Annotated in this window: 16 protein-coding genes; 15 read left to right on the forward strand and 1 reads right to left on the reverse strand. The window is 64.2% G+C overall.

The window, feature by feature from the left end:
- Window positions 1-192 precede the first annotated feature (192 nt).
- From P9217_RS12725 to P9217_RS12745, 5 genes are all read left to right on the forward strand, one after another.
- Window positions 193-753, forward strand: coding sequence for a F0F1 ATP synthase subunit delta (locus tag P9217_RS12725; RefSeq protein ID WP_067324965.1), 561 nt, complete (start codon window positions 193-195; stop codon window positions 751-753).
- Window positions 753-2,282 carry a F0F1 ATP synthase subunit alpha gene (atpA, locus tag P9217_RS12730; protein ID WP_067001528.1) on the forward strand — a complete coding sequence of 510 codons (1,530 nt, stop codon included), beginning with the start codon at window positions 753-755 and terminating at the stop codon, window positions 2,280-2,282. The genes P9217_RS12725 and atpA overlap by 1 nt, the downstream gene beginning before the upstream one ends.
- A 34-nt stretch (window positions 2,283-2,316) precedes the next feature.
- Window positions 2,317-3,201, forward strand: a complete 885-nt coding sequence (locus P9217_RS12735) for a F0F1 ATP synthase subunit gamma (RefSeq protein ID WP_278085878.1) — start codon at window positions 2,317-2,319, stop codon at window positions 3,199-3,201.
- Between the two features lie 74 nt (window positions 3,202-3,275).
- Entirely contained in the window at window positions 3,276-4,856 is a 1,581-nt protein-coding gene (atpD, locus tag P9217_RS12740) for a F0F1 ATP synthase subunit beta (protein WP_067002177.1), read from the forward strand.
- Window positions 4,857-4,953: 97 nt separating this feature from the next.
- On the forward strand, window positions 4,954-5,361 hold the full coding sequence (locus P9217_RS12745; protein ID WP_067001534.1) for a F0F1 ATP synthase subunit epsilon: 408 nt from the start codon (window positions 4,954-4,956) through the stop codon (window positions 5,359-5,361).
- Window positions 5,362-5,619: 258 nt separating this feature from the next.
- Here P9217_RS12745 and P9217_RS12750 read toward each other — a convergent pair whose 3' ends face one another.
- The gene (locus tag P9217_RS12750; protein WP_278085877.1) at window positions 5,620-7,161 is read right to left on the reverse strand and encodes a mannitol dehydrogenase family protein; all 1,542 of its coding nucleotides are present in this window, start codon (window positions 7,159-7,161) and stop codon (window positions 5,620-5,622) included.
- Window positions 7,162-7,342: 181 nt separating this feature from the next.
- Here P9217_RS12750 and uxaC point away from each other — a divergent pair, with 181 nt between their 5' ends.
- The 10 genes from uxaC to P9217_RS12800 all read left to right on the forward strand — a co-directional run bounded on the left by uxaC (window position 7,343) and on the right by P9217_RS12800 (window position 18,477).
- Complete coding sequence (gene uxaC / locus P9217_RS12755) at window positions 7,343-8,746, forward strand: glucuronate isomerase (protein WP_127214116.1); 1,404 nt, start codon at window positions 7,343-7,345, stop codon at window positions 8,744-8,746.
- 210 nt (window positions 8,747-8,956) lie between these two features.
- Window positions 8,957-9,718 carry a FadR/GntR family transcriptional regulator gene (locus tag P9217_RS12760; RefSeq protein WP_082953895.1) on the forward strand — a complete coding sequence of 254 codons (762 nt, stop codon included), beginning with the start codon at window positions 8,957-8,959 and terminating at the stop codon, window positions 9,716-9,718.
- A 114-nt stretch (window positions 9,719-9,832) separates the two neighbouring features.
- Complete coding sequence (gene kduD / locus P9217_RS12765) at window positions 9,833-10,600, forward strand: 2-dehydro-3-deoxy-D-gluconate 5-dehydrogenase KduD (RefSeq protein ID WP_278085876.1); 768 nt, start codon at window positions 9,833-9,835, stop codon at window positions 10,598-10,600.
- Between the two features lie 32 nt (window positions 10,601-10,632).
- The gene (locus P9217_RS12770; protein ID WP_067324975.1) at window positions 10,633-10,962 is read left to right on the forward strand and encodes a cupin domain-containing protein; all 330 of its coding nucleotides are present in this window, start codon (window positions 10,633-10,635) and stop codon (window positions 10,960-10,962) included.
- A gap of 234 nt (window positions 10,963-11,196) precedes the next feature.
- The gene (locus P9217_RS12775) at window positions 11,197-11,943 is read left to right on the forward strand and encodes a sulfotransferase (RefSeq protein WP_067324977.1); all 747 of its coding nucleotides are present in this window, start codon (window positions 11,197-11,199) and stop codon (window positions 11,941-11,943) included.
- Window positions 11,940-12,899 (forward strand): hypothetical protein, encoded by a 960-nt coding sequence (locus tag P9217_RS12780; RefSeq protein ID WP_067324979.1) that lies wholly within the window; start codon window positions 11,940-11,942, stop codon window positions 12,897-12,899. The genes P9217_RS12775 and P9217_RS12780 overlap by 4 nt, the downstream gene beginning before the upstream one ends.
- Window positions 12,900-13,118: 219 nt before the next feature.
- Window positions 13,119-14,984, forward strand: coding sequence for a DNA helicase RecQ (gene recQ, locus P9217_RS12785; RefSeq protein ID WP_067324981.1), 1,866 nt, complete (start codon window positions 13,119-13,121; stop codon window positions 14,982-14,984).
- 381 nt (window positions 14,985-15,365) lie between these two features.
- Complete coding sequence (locus P9217_RS12790) at window positions 15,366-16,088, forward strand: sulfotransferase (RefSeq protein ID WP_164746618.1); 723 nt, start codon at window positions 15,366-15,368, stop codon at window positions 16,086-16,088.
- A 767-nt stretch (window positions 16,089-16,855) separates the two neighbouring features.
- Window positions 16,856-17,812 (forward strand): DUF1403 family protein, encoded by a 957-nt coding sequence (locus P9217_RS12795; protein ID WP_063169437.1) that lies wholly within the window; start codon window positions 16,856-16,858, stop codon window positions 17,810-17,812.
- A gap of 2 nt (window positions 17,813-17,814) precedes the next feature.
- Window positions 17,815-18,477, forward strand: coding sequence for an SMC-Scp complex subunit ScpB (locus P9217_RS12800; protein ID WP_063169436.1), 663 nt, complete (start codon window positions 17,815-17,817; stop codon window positions 18,475-18,477).
- The last annotated feature ends 984 nt before the right edge of the window (window positions 18,478-19,461 follow it).

The raw sequence follows: 19,461 nt of genomic DNA on the forward strand, positions 1-19,461 counted from the left end.
TGCCTGAAAACCATGCCGGACGATGCATTGCGGTCTCAAAAGGCCTGTGCTAGACGGCAATCGACTTTCGGCCGGGGATAGCGGAAGCCATCCCTCCGTGCTTGGAAAAATCGTAGTAAGGTCAAAGATTTAGCCAGAGTTTTCGCTCGCGCCAACAATCTGCGGCCTGTCAGACAAGAGAAAAGACGGTCCGTGGCCCAATCGTCATCGCCAATCTCAGCTGTCGCAGAGCGCTATGCAAGCTCGTTGTTCGAGCTCGCGCTGCAGGAAAATTCGGTCGCCCAGGTCGAGGCCGACCTCAACGATTTCGAGGCGATGCTGAACGGCAGCGCCGACCTTGCCCGGCTCATCAACAGCCCGGTGTTCTCCAGCGACGATCAGGCCAAGGCGATCGGGGCGATCATCTCCAGAGCCAACATCACCGGCCTCGTCGGCAATTTCCTGCGCGTCGTCGCCCGCAACCGCCGCCTGTTCGCCGTGCCCGGCATGATCAAGGCGTTCCGCCAGATTGCCGCCGACCACCGTGGCGAGGCGTCCGCCGAAGTCACCTCCGCGCATGCGCTGACGGATGCGCAGCAGGCCGAACTCAAGGCGACGCTGACGGGCATCGCCGGCAAGGACGTGGCCATCGCTATGACCGTCGACCCGTCGCTGCTCGGCGGCTTGATCGTCAAGATGGGCTCGCGCCAGATCGATACGTCGCTCAAAACCAAACTCAATTCGCTCAAGCTTGCACTGAAAGAGGTCGGCTGATGGACATCCGCGCCGCGGAAATTTCCGCAATTCTGAAAGACCAGATCAAGAATTTCGGCAAGGAGGCCGAGGTCTCCGAAGTCGGCCAGGTTCTGTCCGTCGGTGACGGCATTGCCCGCGTCTACGGGCTCGATAACGTCCAGGCGGGCGAGATGGTCGAATTCCCGGGCGGCATCCGCGGCATGGCGCTGAACCTCGAAGCCGACAATGTCGGCGTCGTCATCTTCGGCAACGACCGTGACATCAAGGAAGGCGACACCGTCAAGCGCACCGGCGCCATCGTCGACGTTCCGGTCGGTCCCGGCCTGCTCGGCCGCGTGGTCGACGCGCTCGGCAATCCGATCGACGGCAAGGGCCCGATCCAGGCGACCGAACGCCGCCGCGTCGACGTCAAGGCGCCCGGCATCATTCCGCGCAAGTCGGTGCATGAGCCGATGTCGACCGGCCTCAAGGCCATCGACGCGCTGATCCCGGTCGGCCGCGGCCAGCGCGAGCTGGTCATCGGCGACCGTCAGACCGGCAAGACCGCCATCATCCTCGACACGATGCTGAACCAGAAGTCGGTGCACGACAACGGCCCGGAGAAGGAGAAGCTCTACTGCGTGTACGTCGCCGTCGGCCAGAAGCGTTCGACCGTCGCGCAGTTCGTCAAGGTGCTGGAGGAGCGCGGCGCGCTCGACTACTCCATCATCATCGCCGCCACCGCCTCGGATCCGGCGCCGATGCAGTTCCTGGCGCCGTTCGCCGGCTGCACCATGGGCGAATATTTCCGCGACAACGGCATGCATGCCCTCATCAGCTATGACGACCTGTCGAAGCAGGCCGTCGCCTACCGCCAGATGTCGCTGCTGCTGCGCCGCCCGCCGGGTCGCGAAGCCTATCCGGGCGACGTGTTCTACCTGCATTCGCGCCTGCTGGAGCGCGCCGCGAAGCTCAATGACGATAATGGCAACGGCTCGCTGACAGCGCTGCCCATCATCGAGACGCAGGCCAACGACGTGTCGGCATACATCCCGACCAACGTGATCTCGATCACCGACGGCCAGATCTTCCTCGAGACCAACCTGTTCTTCCAGGGCATCCGCCCGGCGGTGAACGTCGGTCTGTCGGTGTCGCGCGTCGGCTCCTCGGCGCAGGTCAAGGCGATGAAGCAGGTCGCCGGCTCGATCAAGGGCGAGCTCGCGCAGTACCGCGAAATGGCGGCCTTCGCGCAGTTCGGCTCCGACCTCGACGCCGCCACCCAGCGTCTGCTCAATCGCGGTTCGCGCCTGACGGAGCTCCTGAAGCAGCCGCAGTTCTCGCCGCTCAAGACCGAAGAGCAGGTCGCGGTGATCTTCGCCGGCGTCAATGGCTATCTCGACAAGCTGGCGCTGAACCAGGTCGGCAAGTTCGAGCATGGCCTGCTCAGTCACATGCGCTCGGCCGGCAAGGACGTGCTCGACGGCATCCGCAAGGAGAAGGCGCTGTCGGACGACCTGCGCGGCAAGCTCAAGGCCGAGATCGACGCCTTCGCCAAGACCTTCGCTTAACGAGCAGCCGGACGCACGGGATCAGGTTTGAAGCATGCCTTCATTAAAAGACCTTCGTAACCGTATCGCCTCGGTCAAGGCGACGCAGAAGATCACCAAGGCGATGCAGATGGTCGCCGCGGCGAAGCTGCGTCGCGCGCAGGAAGCGGCGGAAGCGGCGCGTCCCTATTCCGAGCGGATGGGGGCGGTGCTGGCCAACATCACCCAGGCGATCGGCGGCGGCGGCGATGCCCCGGCGCTGATGACCGGCACCGGCAGGGACGACGTGCATCTGCTCATCGTCTGCACCGCCGAGCGCGGCCTGTGCGGCGGCTTCAACTCCCAGATCGCGCGCCTGGCCCGCGAGCATATTCGTAAGCTTCTCGCCGACGGCAAGCAGATCAAGATCATCTGCGTCGGCAAGAAGGGTTTTGACATCCTGCGCCGCGAGTACGGCTCGCTGATCCTCGAGCGCGTCGACTTGCGCGAGGTCAAGACGCTCGGCTTCGTCAATGCCGATGCGATTGCGCGCAAGGTGATCAACCTGTTCAACCAGGGCGGCTTCGACGTCTGCACGCTGTTCTATTCGCAGTTCAAGTCGGTGATCAGCCAGATTCCGACGGCGCAGCAGATCATCCCGGCGGCCCCAGCTTCCGCCGCTGCCGAGACGAGCAACGGCGCCACGGCCGTCTACGAATACGAGCCGGAGCCGGGCGAGATCCTCTCCGACCTCATCCCGCGCAACATCGCGGTGCAGATCTTCCGCGCGCTGCTGGAAAACGCGGCTGGCGAGATGGGCGCCAAGATGAGCGCGATGGACAATGCGACGCGCAACGCCGGCGACATGATCAACAGGCTGTCGATCACCTACAATCGCCAGCGGCAGGCGCAGATCACCAAGGAACTCATCGAAATCATTTCGGGCGCCGAGGCGCTCTAGGCGCGCCCCGCCGCCGAGGCCATCGACCTCGCGGCAAAGGCGTGAGCAACAGACAGACGAAAAGGGCAAAGACGATGGCGAAAGCAGCTACCCCGAAGACCGCCGCCAAGGCGGCACCGGCCCCCAAGGCGGCAAAGGCTCCGGCAGCAGCCGCGAATGCCGCTCCGGCCAAGAAGGCGGCCGCTCCGGCCAAGGCAGCGGCTCCGGCGAAGGCGGCCAGCGTTGCGGCGAAGCGGGTCGGCGCCGCCGGCAAGGTGCGCCAGGTCATCGGCGCCGTCGTCGACGTCCAGTTCGAAGATCATCTCCCGGCCATTCTGAATGCGCTGGAAACCGACAATGTCGGCAACCGCCTGGTCCTCGAAGTCGCCCAGCATCTCGGCGAGAACACCGTGCGCTGCATCGCCATGGACTCGACCGAAGGTCTCGTGCGCGGCCAGGATGTCTATGACACCGGCGGACCGATTTCGGTGCCGGTCGGCCCGGGCATGCTCGGCCGCATCATCAACGTCATCGGCGAGCCGGTCGACGAGGCCGGCCCCGTCGACGCCGTCGAAATGCGCGCCATCCACCAGCCGGCTCCGGCCTATGTCGACCAGTCGACAGAAGCGCAGATCCTGGTCACCGGCATCAAGGTTCTCGACCTGCTGGCGCCTTATGCCCGCGGCGGCAAGATCGGCCTGTTCGGCGGCGCTGGCGTCGGCAAGACCGTGCTGATCCAGGAGCTGATCAACAACGTCGCCAAGGCCCACGGCGGCTTCTCGGTGTTCGCCGGCGTCGGCGAGCGCACCCGCGAAGGCAACGACCTCTATCACGAGTTCATCGAATCGGGCGTCAACAAGAAGGGCGGCGGCCAGGGCTCGAAGGCCGCGCTGGTCTACGGCCAGATGAACGAGCCGCCGGGCGCGCGCGCCCGCGTCGGCCTGACCGGCCTCACCGTCGCCGAGTATTTCCGCGACCAGGGCCAGGACGTGCTGTTCTTCGTCGACAACATCTTCCGCTTCACCCAGGCGGGCTCGGAAGTGTCGGCGCTGCTCGGCCGCATCCCCTCGGCCGTGGGCTATCAGCCGACGCTCGCCACCGACATGGGCGCGCTGCAGGAGCGCATCACGACCACGACCAAGGGCTCGATCACCTCGGTGCAGGCAATCTACGTTCCGGCCGACGACTTGACCGACCCGGCGCCGGCCACCTCCTTCGCCCACCTCGACGCCACGACCGTGCTCAACCGCGCGATCTCGGAAAAGGGCATCTACCCGGCCGTTGATCCGCTCGATTCGACCTCGCGTATGCTCGACCCGATGGTTGTCGGCGAGGAGCACTACCAGGTCGCCCGCCAGGTGCAGTCGATCCTGCAGCGCTACAAGTCGCTGCAGGACATCATCGCCATCCTTGGCATGGACGAGCTGTCGGAAGAGGACAAGCAGACCGTTGCCCGCGCCCGCAAGATCGAGCGCTTCCTGTCGCAGCCGTTCTTCGTCGCCGAAGTGTTCACGGGCTCGCCCGGCAAGCTGGTCGACCTTGCCGACACCATCAAGGGCTTCAAGGGCCTCTGCGCCGGCGATTACGACCATCTGCCCGAAGCCGCCTTCTACATGGTCGGCGGCATTGAGGAAGCGGTCGAGAAGGCGCAGCGCCTGGCGGCTGAAGCGGCGTAAAGAAGCGAATAGCGAATAGGGAGTAGCGAACAGGGATCAGTGGGCCGGCCGAGTTTTTCACTACTCGCTACTCGCTATTCCTACTCGCTAGATTGGCATGGCTGAAGCTTTCAAGTTCGAATTGGTCTCGCCGGAGCGGCTGCTCGTTTCCGAGCAGGTCGAGTCCGTCGTCATCCCGGGCGCCGAAGGCGAGATGACCGTGATGGCGCAGCACGCTCCGGTCATGACCACGATCAAGCCCGGCGTCGTCACGGTGAAAACCGCGGCGGGCAAGGAAGAGCGCTACGTCGTGTTCGGCGGCTTCGCCGACATCCTGCCCTCCGGCTGCACGCTGCTGGCCGAATCGGCGGTCGCCGTCGGCGACATCGACCGCGCTGACCTCGCCCGCCGCATCCAGGAAGCCAGGGAAGACGCCGCCGACGCCAAGGACGACGAGGCCCGCAGCAAGGCCGAGCAGTTTCTCAGCCAGCTCACCACGTTGGAAGGCGCGCTGCTGCCGGCCTGACGGCGGCCTCTTACGATGGACTGAAAGAGAGCGGGCTTGCCCGGGGCTTGCCCCGCTTTTTTGTTTGCCCCGTTTTCTCGTTTTCTCGTTTGGGAGACGGTCCGCCCTGCTTGTCAGGGTGTCGTGCCGTTTCATGCAAACGGCGAGCCGCTCTAATCTCGTCAGCAAGGCAGTGCGCCTGTTCTGAAACTCGAACGGGGGCCGACTATGCCACACGGCAGGTCGTGAACGGTCGGGCGAGTAGTCGGTACAGACGCGCTACTCGGCCAGCTGGGGCGGTTCTTTGCCGATGCCGATCGCCGCGAGAGCCAGGTTCGGACCGCCCTGCTTGAAATGGACGAGATGAGTGGCGACAGACTCGATCAACTTCTGTCGCTCCGGATGAGCTTTGGCAAAGCCGGCGAGGTCGAACACGGCCTCCGTCATCTCCGCCGTCGGCAGAATCCGGGCGAAGATGTCGCTGAGGGCGGTATCGAGTGGATCGGTGAAATGGCCCTCCGGCAAGCTGCCACCGCGCGCGGCGCATGCGGCGATCCAGGCGGCGACCACCAGCGTCAGGTGTACGAACTCGGTCCCGGCTTCGAGGCATTCGATGGCTGACGCGACGATGCGCTGCGGCAGTTTCTGGCTGCCGTCATTGGCGATCTGCGCCGTGCGATGGGCAAGCGCGGTGTTGGAGAAGCGCTGGGCGAGCTCGGCCGTGTAGGCGGCCGTATCGAGACCTGCATCCTGGGGCAGCGTCGGCACGGCTTCGGCCCACAATGCGTCGACAAACCGTCGGATCGACGGGTCGGCGAAGGCGCGGTCGACGGTGGCGTGGCCGCTGAGCAGGCCAAGATAGGCGATGCCGGAATGCGCGCCGTTGAGCAGCCTCAGCTTCATGTCCTCGAAGGGACCGACATCCTCGACCATGGTGACGCCGAATTTCTCCCAGGCCGGCCGCCCGGTGGGGAAACGATCCTCAATCACCCATTGCCGGAACGGCTCGGTCATCACCGGCCAGGCATCCTCGAGACCAAGCTCGCCGGCGATGCGGGCGCGGTCGGCGTCGGTGGTCGCCGGCACGATGCGGTCGACCATGGAAGACGGGAAGGCCACTTCGTTGGCGACATGGCTGGCGAGTTCGGTATCGCCCTGTCGAGCGAGCCCGGCATCGCCCTGTCGAGCGAGCCGTAAGTCGCGCAGTTTCGCGAACTCGAGCAACAGCTTGTGCAGCGTGGCGCCGTTGGCCGGAAGGTTGTCGCAGCACAGCACCGTGAAGGGCGGCGTGCCGGCGGCGCGGCGGCGCGCAAGCGCCTCGGCCAGGAAACCATGCGCCGTCTTCGGCGATCCAGGGTTTCCCAGATCGTGGACGATGTCGGGATGAGTTTCGTCGAGCCTGCCGTCGGCGGCCCTTAGATAGGCCTTTTCGGTGATGGTCAGCGTGACGATGCGGGTGCGCGGATCGGTGAGCGCGGTAAGCACAGCGTCCGGATCTTCGGGCGCCACCAGCAACGACAGGATCGAGCCGATGATCTGCAACTGCTCGCCGGCGCTTTCCCTCACCGCCAGCGTGTAGAGACCGTCCTGCGGCGACAGCGCATCGCGTGTATCGGGACTGCGCAGCGAGACGCCAATGATGCCCCAACCTGTATCGCCATCCGCCAGGACGGCGTCGACATAGGCCGCCTGATGAGCGCGATGGAAGGCGCCGACGCCGAGATGGACGATGCCGGGCGTCACGGCGCCGCGATCGTAGCGGGGTACGGCGATTGCGCCCGGCAGCTGCGCGATCGAGGCGTTCGACAGACGGCTGTTCATTGGTTTGAAGTCTCCGATCGGCGCGTCGAGCCTGGCAGGAATGGCGGCAGCGGCGTAGCACCCGCCGCTGCCCGGTACAATGGCCGGGCTTTATGCAAAAGTCATCATACAACTGGCTGGTTTTTGTATGTTGACATTGTTGTTTGCCACTCTACCAATGGGTTAGCCTGGGAGGAGCGAAGTGGCTGCATTGACTGATCCGGACCTGTTGTTCGCGCCGGAAACGCGAACGCTGGCTCGCGCCCTTCATGCAGGGGTCAAGGACCTGCCGATCGTCAGCCCGCATGGCCACACGGACCCGCGCTGGTATGCGCTCAACGAGCCCTTTCCCGACCCGGCGCAGCTCCTGATCGTCCCGGACCACTACATTTTCCGCATGCTGTTCAGCCAGGGCGTGCCGCTGGAAAAGCTCGGCGTGCCGACGCTCGACGGAGCGCCGGTCGAGACCGACGGCAGAACGATCTGGCGGCGCTTTGCCGAGCATTACTATCTCTTCCGCGGCACGCCGACCCGGCTCTGGCTCGACCATGTGTTCGAGCACCTGTTCGGCATCGACGAACCGCTCAACGCCAGCACCGCTGATCGGTGCTACGACACGATCGCCGCGCTTCTTCAGCGCGCCGACTATCGGCCGCGGGCGCTGTTCGAGCGCTTCAACATCGAGGTGATCGCCACCACCGAAGGGGCGCTCGACGATCTCAAATGGCATCGGATGATCCGTGACAGCGGTTGGCAGGGCCGCGTCGTTACCGCCTACCGGCCGGACGCCGTGGTCGATCCCGATTTCGAAGGGTTTCTAGCCAATCTCGATCGCCTGGGCGAAATCACCGGATGCGACACCGGCACATGGGCCGGCTATCTCGAGGCGCACCGAAAACGCCGCGCCTATTTCAAGGAATTCGGCGCCACCTCGTCCGATCACGGCCATCCGACCGCCGACACCGCCAATCTTTCCGACACGGCGGCGCAGGAACTGTTCGACAGCATCCGCCGCGGCTCGGAAGACGAGCGCGAGCGAAAACTGTTCCGCGCCCAGATGCTGACCGAGATGGCCAAGATGAGCCGCGACGACGGGCTGGTAATGCAGATCCATCCCGGGTCGTGGCGCAATCATTCGCCGGCTGTTTTCCAGAAATTCGGCCGCGACAAGGGCTTCGATATCCCGACCCGGACCGACTATGTGACGGCGCTGAAGCCGCTGCTCGACTGCGTCGGGCTGGAGCGTGACCTGACGATCATCCTGTTCACGCTCGACGAGACGAGCTATGCGCGCGAGCTGGCGCCGCTCGCCGGCGTCTATCCGGCGCTGAAGCTTGGGCCGGCCTGGTGGTTCCACGACAGCCCGGAAGGCATGCGCCGCTTCCGCGAAATGACCACCGAGACGGCGGGCTTCTACAATACGGTCGGCTTCAACGACGACACGCGCGCCTTTCCATCGATCCCGGCGCGCCACGACGTCGCGCGGCGTGTCGACTGCGCCTTCCTGGCGCGGCTCGTCGCCGAACATCGGCTGCGCGAGGAGGAAGCGCATGAGCTGGCGCGCGAGCTTGCCTACACGCTTGCCAAGAAGGCGTACCGGCTCTGAGCCGGGCGCCAGGATTTGAAGGGCATGAAGTTCGGCAAGATCACGGTCTGGGAAGCGATACGCTCGAACTGGCCGTTCTAAGGCGCGGGTATCGTGGTTCTGGCGCTGGTGACGTATATTCCCGCGATCTCGCTGTGGTTGCCAAGTGTCTTCAAGTAGGCGTCCTCAAATAGGGCGTTCAGATAGAGGAGTGCGACGGTGGCCGGGCCCATGACGGATCTCAGGGTCGAACGGAAGCCGAAGCTGTCGGAAACGGTGGTCGCGGCGATCCGCAAGCAGCTGTTGGCGGGCGAGATCCCGCCCGGGCACAAGCTGCCGACCGAAGGGCAGCTCACGGAAACCTTTGGCGTCAGCCGCACCGTCATTCGCGAGGCGCTGGCAAAGCTTGCCGCCGACGGTCTCGTCGAGGCGCGGCAGGGCGCCGGCGTCTTCGTAACCGAACACATCTCCACCACGCTCGGCGTTTTAGCCGCCGATATGGGCGCCAAGGATTCGATCGCGCTCAACGTGCTCGAGGTGCGGCTGGCGATCGAGATCGAATCGGCCGGCCTTGCCGCCATCCGCCGCAACGCGGCGCAAGAGGCGGCGATCCAGGAGGCTTTCTTCGAGTTCGAGCGGCTTCTGCTCGCCAGCCAGCCGACCGGTCCGGCGGATCTCGCCTTCCATAGGGCAATCGCCAGCGCCACCAATAACCCGTTCTATGTCGAGATGCTCGACGTGCTCGGCCGCCGCGCCATCCCCTGCGACGTCACCTCGCCCTGGTCGGCCGAGCTCGTCCAGTCCGACGAGTACCAGCGCGGCCTGCAGCGCGAGCATCTGGTGATCCTCAACGCGATTTCGGCGGGCGACGCCAACGCCGCGCGCGAGGCGATGCGGGCACATCTCACCTCCAGCCAGCAGCGCTACCGCGAGCGCCTGCAGGCGCGGCAGGCCTATTACGCAAAGTCCGTGGCGGCTGCGTCGACCGGATAATCATTCGAGCAAGGTAGAGATGGACCAGACACACACCGGCGCTTTCATCTGGGCCATGGCCGGCGACAATGTCGACCATATCGACGTCGACCAGGTGGCGATGGACCAGCTCAAGTGAGCGATCTTTTCGCCTTCAGCCTTGCAGGAAAACGCATCCTCGTCACCGGCGCCAACACCGGCATCGGCCAAGGCATTGCCGTGTCGGCCGCGCGCGCCGGCGGCGCCGTCATCGGCATCGGCCGCTCGGCGATGGATGAAACTGCGGAGAAGGTCGCGGCCATTGGTGGCCAATTCGAAACCGTGGCTGCCGATCTCGGCGCTCCTGCCGCGGCTGCCGCAATGCTCGACCTGATATGGGATGAGAAGGGACCGCTTGACGGCTTGGTCAACAATGCCGGCATCATACGACGCGCCGACGCGGTCGACCTGACCGAGGCCGACTGGGACGAGGTGATGGACATCAATTTGAAGACGGTCTTCCGGCTTTGCCAGAGTTTTGCCAGACGCGTGCTGGCCGAGCCTGGGCGGCGCGGCAAGATTGTCAACATCGGCTCGGTGCTGAGCTTCCAGGGCGGCATCCGCGTCGCCTCCTACACCGCTTCGAAACATGGCGTGCTTGGCCTCACGAGGCTGCTCGCCTGCGAATGGGCGGCGAAAGGCATAAACGTCAACGGCATCGCGCCGGGCTATATCGAAACCAACAACACCGAAGCCTTGCGCGCCGACCCCGACCGCAGCGCCGCCATCCTCGGGCGCATTCCCGCGGGGCGCTGGGGCCGGCCGGACGACATCGGCGATGCTGCCGTTTTCCTGCTCGCGCCCGCGTCGGACTACATGCATGGCGCGGTGATGCCGGTGGACGGCGGCTGGCTGGCGCGGTGACCATTCTGCCAATTTCGAACGGAAGCTAAGCGATGACGCCTCTCTTTTCACATGCCGGCGAAAAAGCCTGGGAGCCGACGCCCGACGGCAACAGACGGCGCGTGCTGGTGCACACGGCCGAACTGATGATGGTCGAATTCGCCTTCAAAAAGGGCGGCCTCGGCGCGCTGCATTCGCATCCGCACGTCCAGGCAAGCTATGTCGCCGAAGGCCGCTTCGAAGTCACCATCGACGACAAGTCAGAGATCCTGGCAGCGGGAAGCAGCTTCATCGTGCCGTCCAACCTGGTGCACGGCGTCAGGGCGCTGGAAGCGGGGCGGCTGGTCGACAGTTTTGCGCCTTATCGGGCCGACTTCCTATAGCGATATTCCTGTTGCCAAAGAAAAACCCGCGCCGTGAGGCGCGGGTTTGTTGCCTGGGCGCAGGTGGCGCCGCCGCGGTACTCAAACATTGCCGCAGGACGACAACGGTGCCGCAACATGGTGAAGATAGGTTTAACGAAGAGGACTGGCACTCTGCCGGCATATCGGCCAAAGAGACGGCGCGCCGCAGCTTTGGCAACGGATGAACTAAGCCGGCGGGAGCGGAAGTCGGAAATGGACGTCGCACGAAAATCAGAAGCCTTTTTGCGCAAGGCCATCAGGCGGCCGATCAGAGAGGTTCGGCGCTTGGCGCTGGATGTGAAGCGGCTGTGGCGGCTTTGGTTTGCTGGACGCTCGGCGCCTTACAAGAAGATATTCATTGCCGGTTGCGCGCGCAGCGGCACGACGCTGACCCAGCGCCTGATGGGGTGTTTCGAGGACACCTTCGTCCATCGAGCCGAAGCGAAATACACCCAGCTGGATATGTTGGACCGCTCCGAATCCAACCTTGTCGTCAAGCGCACGGATCGGGGTCATATGCATCTGGCGAAATTGCCCGCCGCCATTGGCCTGATCTATTGCGTTCGCCATCCTTTCGACGTGCTCACCAGCTCGCATCCGGAAAGCAGGGCGGAGCGCCGGTTCCATGTCACCTCCGAACGCTGGCTGGCCGAGTACGAGGCCTTGCTGCGGCTGAGAAAGGCGCAGCCGGAGCGCGCGATCGTCTATGTCCGTTACGAGGACATGATCGCTCGGCCGGACGAGGTCCAGGAGAGGATCGCGCGAGCATTCGACCTCAGGCCGCGTATCCGCTTCAGCGAGGATGCCGGCAACCCGATACGGGCAACATCGCTCAAGAAGTGGGAACGGAACGAGGAATACCTTGCCTATCTCAAAGCCCTGCCCGCCGCCTTCCTCGCCCGGCTGAGAGGGTTCTGTGACGAGTTCGGCTATGACATGCCGGAGTGGGCAAACGCATGACGTCGATGCTCGGCCTTTCAGCCGAACGGCGAGGACCGTTGATTACGCCCGATATGCTGCCGGGCGATGAGGGAGCCAGCATAAACGGCCCATCGCTGGTGAGGATGCCGGCGTGGGCGACCGGCCGGCTCGCAACGTATCACCTCTATTTCGCGCATCACAACGGCACCTACATCCGCCTAGCCTATTCAGATACGCTGCAGGGTCCTTGGAGCGTTCACCCGGGCGGCGTGCTTTCGCTTGGCGAATGTCCTTTTCTGAGGGATCACATCGCCTCTCCCGACGTGCATGTCGACGAGCAGACCCGACGCATCGTCATGTATTTTCACGGCCCCGAGCGACATGGCCGCGAGCAGACGACCTTTGCGGCGACATCGGTCGACGGCCTTTGCTTCAACCCCAGTCCCCAGGCGCTAGGGCCGTTCTATGCGCGGATCTTTCGGCATGACGGCTGGTGGTATGGGCTTTTCGGCACCGGCAGTATCAGGCTTCGCCGATCTATCGATGGTCTTTCCGGTTTCGAGGAAGGGCCGGTCGTGCTGCCGGGCTCGAGCCGGGTTCGGCCGCGGCATGTGGCGGTGCAGAAGAACGGGGATTCGCTGATTGTCTATTATACGCGCAAGGGCGACGCGCCGGAGCGCGTGATTTACGGCAGCATCGACCTTTCCAAGGACTGGCGGCGCTGGGTCGTGCGCGGCAGGACCGAATTGCTGAGACCCGGCACCGACTACGAGGGCGCCGGCCTGCCGGTTCGCCGCAGCAAGGCGGGCGTGGCAAGAAGCAAGGAGAACGGGCTGCGCGATCCGGCCATTTTCGAGGAGGATGGCCGGACCTGGCTGCTCTATGCCATTGCGGGCGAGAGCGGCATCGCGCTGGCCGAAATCCGACCGGGGGAACCCCGGGCTGCCGGGCTGCGAAAATTGATTGCGGATCTATGGAGCCGGCTTGGAGTCTAACGCGCCCTGCCTTTGCTAACCTCGGCTCAGTGGACACTGCCGACCGCCTTGCCCTGCCATCTCGGTATCGCCGGGTTGCGGCGCAGGGAGGAGCCGACACCTCCGGCAGAGACGGCGGCGCCGGCAGGCAAAAACGGCGGACAGCACGGGTTGCGATGGCGTTCGGGCGATCCGCGCCTTAAGAACGTGACCTCAGCCGAAACCGGGAATCACTCTCAAATGCAAAACGCGATGGCGGGGCGGGCATCGGTGGCGGGCATTGCGGCGGAGGGGCGCGATCCGAAGCGGCGCGTGCTGAAGGACGTGTTCGGCTTCGACGATTTTCGACCCGGTCAGGCCGAGGTGATAGAGGCGCTGCTGTGCGGCCGCCACGTGCTGGCGGTCATGCCGACCGGCGCCGGCAAGTCGCTCTGCTACCAGGTTCCGGCGCTGGTCCTTGGCGGGCTCACCATCGTCGTCTCGCCGCTGGTGGCGCTGATGCAGGACCAGGTCGCGGCGCTGCGGCTCGCCGGCGTCGCCGCCGATACGATCAACTCCTCGCTCGATCGCGATGCCAATGTCGCGGCGTGGCGCCGCGTCGCCTCGGGCCAGACGCGTCTGCTCTATCTGGCGCCGGAGCGGCTGATGACCGAGCGGATGCTCGACGCGTTGGCCAGGCTCGACATCCGGCTGATCGCCGTCGACGAGGCGCATTGCATCTCGCAATGGGGGCCAGCCTTTCGGCGCGAATATGAGGACCTTGCGCGGCTGCGGGACCTCTTTCCGAAAGTGCCGATGATCGCGCTGACCGCGACCGCGGACGAAACGACGCGCACCGACATTTCGGCGCGGCTGTTTGCCGAGCGTGTCGACACGCTGGTGCTGGGCTTCGACCGGCCGAACATCAAGCTTGCCATCGAGCCGAAGCAGGACAGCAAGCGCCAGCTGCTGCGTTTCGTCGAACGCCATGCGGGACAGAGCGGCATCGTTTATTGCCTGTCGCGCAGGAAGACAGAGGAGATGGCGGCCTTCCTCGAAAAGAACGGCGTCACCGCGCTCGCTTACCATGCCGGCATGAGCAAGGAGGCGCGGGACGCGAACCAAAACGCTTTCATGACGCTGTCCGGCGTGGTCATCGTGGCGACCATCGCCTTCGGCATGGGCATCGACAAGCCGGACGTCGCCTATGTCTTCCACACCGACCTGCCGGCGAGCCTCGAGGCCTATTACCAGGAGATCGGCCGTGCCGGCCGCGACGGGCGGCCGGCCGAGGCGCATATGCTCTACGGCCTCGGCGACATCCGCACGCGGCGCCTGTTCATCGACGACGAGGATGCCTCGCCGGAGCACAGGCGGCGCTCGCATGGCCGGCTGGACACGCTGATCGGCTATTGTGAGACGGCGCAATGCCGGCGCCAGGTCCTGCTTGGCTATTTCGGCGAAGGCGCCTCGCCTTGCGGCAATTGTGACAACTGCCTCAGCCAGGCGCCGCGCGCGGACGGAAGCATCGAGGCGCGCATCATCCTTTCGGCCGTCGCGCAAACCGGCGAGCGGTTCGGGGCCTCGCACATCGTCGACATCCTGCTCGGCCACGAGACCGAGAAAGTGCTGGCCCGAGGTCATCAAAGGCTTGCCAGCTTCGGCACCGGCGCGGCGCACAAGCGACCCGCGTGGCTGTCGCTGATCCGCCAGCTTGTGGCGGGCGGGTACCTGGTGCCGGACCCGGACGGCTATGGCGGCCTTGCCATTTCCGAGAGCGGCCGCGCGCTCGGGCGCGGCGAGATCGCCTTCGAGTATCGCGTCGAGACGCGGCACCGTTCCCTGCGCGACAAGGCGCGTTCGGCCCAGGCAGCGGCGGACGCCGAAGACCTGGACGCCGCGCTGCTCGCCACGCTCAAGGCGCTGCGGCTGCGCCTGGCGAAGGAACGCCAAGTCCCGGCCTATGTCGTTTTCTCCGATCGCACGCTGATCGCCATGGCCGAGCGCTGCCCGCGCGACCTCGCTGCCTTCGCCGAGGTGAACGGTGTCGGCGAAGCCAAGCTCAAGGAATTCGGCGAGGTCTTCTTGAGCGCGATTGCGGAGCATCAATCCGGCGGATCAGGTTGAGGCAAAATCGGCCGGCGCATCACGCTCGTCCGGCCCAACCTACAAACCGGATCACGCATTCAAACGATGATTGCCCGCAGCCGACGCGCAACGCCCGCTCTCAAGTTGCGCCCTGGATGGCCCCGACCATGGTTCTCACAGCGTCCAAGGGCTGCAAGCCGGCCTCGCGCACCAGCGTGCACGCTGGCGCTCATGCTCGGCCGGTCATTTTCGGGCGATGGTGCCGCGGCCCTGCGGGCGCTCGTTGCGCATCGCCGAAGGTCAGCCGTTGAAATGTGAACGGCGCCGATCGGTGGTTCCGCGCCGTTCCTGTGGAAACATTCCTGTTGCAATCTTCGAGGCAAACAGCTCGAATAAAGTCTTTCCGGGGGAACAAGAATTGTGAACAAGGGTGTGGTACGGCTTATTCCAAAGCCGAGGGCCTCAATATTCATCTGTGGTTGCGGTCATACCGGGTCGACCTTGCTCGCCCGGATATTGGCAGCGCATCCGGATGTCTTCAGTGTTCCGCGGGAGACAAGCGCTTTCGTCTCGGACAAAGGCGCCAGATGGACTAAGCTAAGCTTGCTTTTGCTTGAGGCGGCGATTTCGCGCCGGAGCGTCTGGGTCGAGAAAACCCCCGGGCATATTCATTACACCCGTCAGATACGCGAGACGATCCCGGACGCCCGTTTCATTGTGGTGACGCGCGATGGCCGTGATGTCGTGGCATCGCTCGGGCAGCGCTACGAGGGCGATTTCGACAGAGCTTTCCAAAGGTGGGTCGCCGACAGCAGGGCCTCGATGCTCTGCATCGAGAGGGGCGGGGCCATGTTGTGGCGCTACGAGGACTTTATCGAGTCGCCTGCGCTCTCCATCGAACGGCTATGCCGCTTCATGGATGTGGCCTTCGATGCTGCCATCCTGGACTATCACCGGCATCCGGTCGTCTGGGGAAGGGCAAGAAGAGTTCGCACGGCGCATTCGGCTCGCCGTTCGACGCAGGTCAACCAACCGATCACCGACTACAGGGGCGGCTGGCGATCGAAGCTGCCTGCGGAATTCGCCTCGCGTTTCGAGGCAGGTGAGGCCCAGGAGCTGATGACCTATTTCGGATATCGCTGAGGGCGACTGTCGCGCTCCTTCGCCAAGGCTTCGGAGGCTATCTCGCTCGCTCTTAAGGGATTTGAGGCTTGTCCTGCGAAAGCGCGCAGCTCGAAGCAGGATGGCGGAGAGGGAGGGATTCCCTTTCACCTCTATGATACTGAAAATACTAGTCTTTTCGCGCTTTTTGTTACACAGTTTGTTACACAGCTACAACTACGATTTATAACCGCTCTAAGCTCGCAGCTTTTGGGCTCGCCTGCCCAATCCATCCGATCTGTCGAAACCGATGGCTTGTAGGACACTCCCGCGTGTGTACGTTGGGGCTTGGGTCAGAAGGTGACCCACAGCAAAGACGGGAGCGCCGCAGCGCAAAAGATCTCATCGGTCAAGGAACAGATAGTGAAGTAGCCTGTGACAATCGGCGCCAGCATCACCTCCAAAGCCGACCAGGAAAAACCCGCAAAAAACGTCGCCCTCAGATACCCCGTCGGCAATGAATATGGGACCGAAGTTGCGCGGCAGATCGGGCGTTAGATGCCTTCATGACATCTGAACCTGAGCAGGCTCCTACGCCGCGAGCCGGCACATTTCCGAACGGAGTTTCGTCCGGCTGCGCAAAAAGGTGCCCTGTCGAGACTTACTTGTTGGCCAAATGGCTTAGCAGGGACGAACTCGTGAAGAGATTGATAATGCAACACTATCAGTCGTTGTGCTGATCCGACAGGCTGTGCGTTTTGGCACGAAAATCATGGCGAAAAGCGCACCGGCACTTTACTCTCCAAATTATGATTCGCCTCGATCCCGCGACCGCCAGCTCCTCTGCGCCGCCCTCCGTTCCCGCGTGGGCGATCACAAGCGCCGGCGCGCCGAGTGACGGCGACGCCGCCTTCCGGGCCGGCGCCGCCCTGGGTGCCCTCGACACGCTCGCCCGCGCGCAGGCAGCCTGGGCCGGCGCTTGGCGGCAGCGGCTGGCGGTTCGCTGCGCCGCCTCCAGCATGCGGCTCGCCGGCCGCGCCGAGGATGCGGCCGCCTTGCGCGATGCCTGGCATTTGCGTCCCCTACGTGCTGACCCCGGTCCCGCAGGCGCCGTCTTTGGCGCCTGGCGGCAGTTGGCCAGGCAGCCGCCCGCCGCTACGCCCGGCCGGCTCGGGAAGATACTCGACCAGCTTGGCCTCCATTGGGACGGCGCCGCGCTCGCCGACCTTTGCACGCAGATCGAAAAACTCGGGGTATCCCAGCGGTCGGCGCCATTCGACGCCGCGGCGATCGCCGCTGAGGTCGTCGCCATGCGTCCCGATGCCGAAGTCTTTGGCTGGTGGCTCGCCGACCTGGTACTGGCGCAACGCCTGGGCTGGCCGCAGCCCCTGCCGCTCCTAATGGCGCAGGGTTTTGGACCATCTTTCCGCACCGAGGCCGGCGGTGGCCGGCGCATCCGGCCCGGGGACAAGAATTTTGAGCGGGCGGTTTGCATCGCGCTCGTCGCGGCCGCCGCGGACGCTTGTCGGTTGGCCGCCGAGCTGTCGCGCCGGGCCGAAAAACTCCTGGCGGTGGCGCCGAAACTGCGCGCCAAAGGCGCCGGCGACGTAATCTTTCTGCTGCTCAGTGAAGACGCCGTGTCCGGATCGCTGACGACGGACAATCTGTCGCGCTTTGCATCGCGACGGCTGTTCGAACGGCTGCAGCAACTGGAGGTCGTGCGCGAGCTCTCCGGCCGCCCCACATTCCGGCTGTTCGGGCTGTAGCGATGAGCGAAGCGTCCGCCCGCCGCAAGCCAAACGATCAGCCGGCGCTGCTCGACACCGAACTGGAACATCTGCCGCCGGAGCTGCGCTGGTGCGAATGGATGGCCCGCGTCGAAGCGGTGATCTTTGCGGCAAATGAACCGGTGACACGTAGTGTCCTCGCGCGGGTGGTGGGAAAAAACTGCAATATCGAGCTGATCATCGACGACATTCGCGCCGAACTCGCCGGCCGCCCTTACGAGCTGGTCGCGGTCGCCGGCGGCTGGCAGCACCGGACCAAAAAGGTTTTTGGCGACGCCATTCACGCAGCCTTCGGCACGGCAGCGGGCGAGGGAGCAAAAGAACTGTCGCAGGCGGAGGCGCTTGTCTTGATGTGCATTGCCTATTTCCAGCCGATCACCCGTGGCGAGCTGTCGAGCTTTTTCGGCAAGGAGGTGTCACGTGACCTGATCGGCGTGCTGCGCGCTGAGCAGCTGGTCGCCTCGGGGCCGCGCAGCCCGCAGCCGGGCGCGCCCTACACCTATGTGACGACCAAAACTTTTCTGTCGCAGTTCGGGCTCGACACGCTGCGCCAGCTGCCGGATTTCGAGGCGCTCGAGGACGCCGGGCTGCTGTCGAAGGAGAAGCTGCTGGATCATCCCAGGGTTTGCAGATATCGACGATGATGGCGCCAGCGCCGCGCTCGACGAATAGATGATCCCATCACGGCGGGACACACGCGATCTCGCCGCTCGTCACATAGAAGATTGCGCCACGCACGCCGTCTGGTCTCGCCGGCTGGGTCCTTCGCGTGACGGAAGGGAGGTGGCGGCACGCGTCCGCTTGTCGATGAAGGATAAGCGAACAGGCAATTGATCGAGCCTGGTCGCACATGTCGATCACCATTGAGAGCTCTCGAAGGGAGAAAGTTCAATTGAACCACGTCTACCTTGAGCTTCTCGCGACGATTGAGGCGTTAAGATCCAGCCCATCGGGGCGACCATTCAGACGCTGATGGACAAGGTTCGCGACCTTTCACAGACGATCAAAGCCCTGAAAGACGATCTCCACCAGACAGCCGGCTATGGCCTGCTAAGAACCTAGCCAGCCGGCGAGTGCCCATCCCGGCCATTGTCAGCGAGGCGGCCATCCCAACAAGATCGCCTTGCCGCCACCGCCAATGGCGGATGCTGACAGCAGCGCCATAAGAACGCCAACGTAGATGGGGAAGATCATCCTCGGGCTATTCGTCCTTCCAAATGACAGTCTTCCCCCGAAAATCCCAATGAAATTTGAGGTTGGCTTTCAGTACCTCGGTGGGGATCCTCGGCTCGATCGCTGTGTGGAGAGCGTTATACGTTTCTCGGCAGAAGCTCGGCGGCGGGACATTCAGCTTGTACCCCGACGGGTACCTAAAATCTTGCTGAGAATTCATCAGGTCAAGGTTGTTGGCAATCATCTTCACGTTCCCAATCGGCGGCATTCCTAGGGCCACTGCGGCTTCGTAAATGTCCTCGATCTTGTGACCGAAGCCGAGCCGGAGACCGCGTTTCGACACGCCCTTTGAAGCTAGATACGCTTTCAAGAGGAGTTCTAGGTGTGAGCTTTCGAGAGGTTGTCCATTCGGACCGGACCGAGGAGACTGGAGTTACCACGCTTCAGCATCCATC

Origin of the sequence: Mesorhizobium sp. WSM4989 (assembly GCF_029625795.1) — a bacterium.
In the GTDB taxonomy this organism is placed as follows: domain Bacteria; phylum Pseudomonadota; class Alphaproteobacteria; order Rhizobiales; family Rhizobiaceae; genus Mesorhizobium.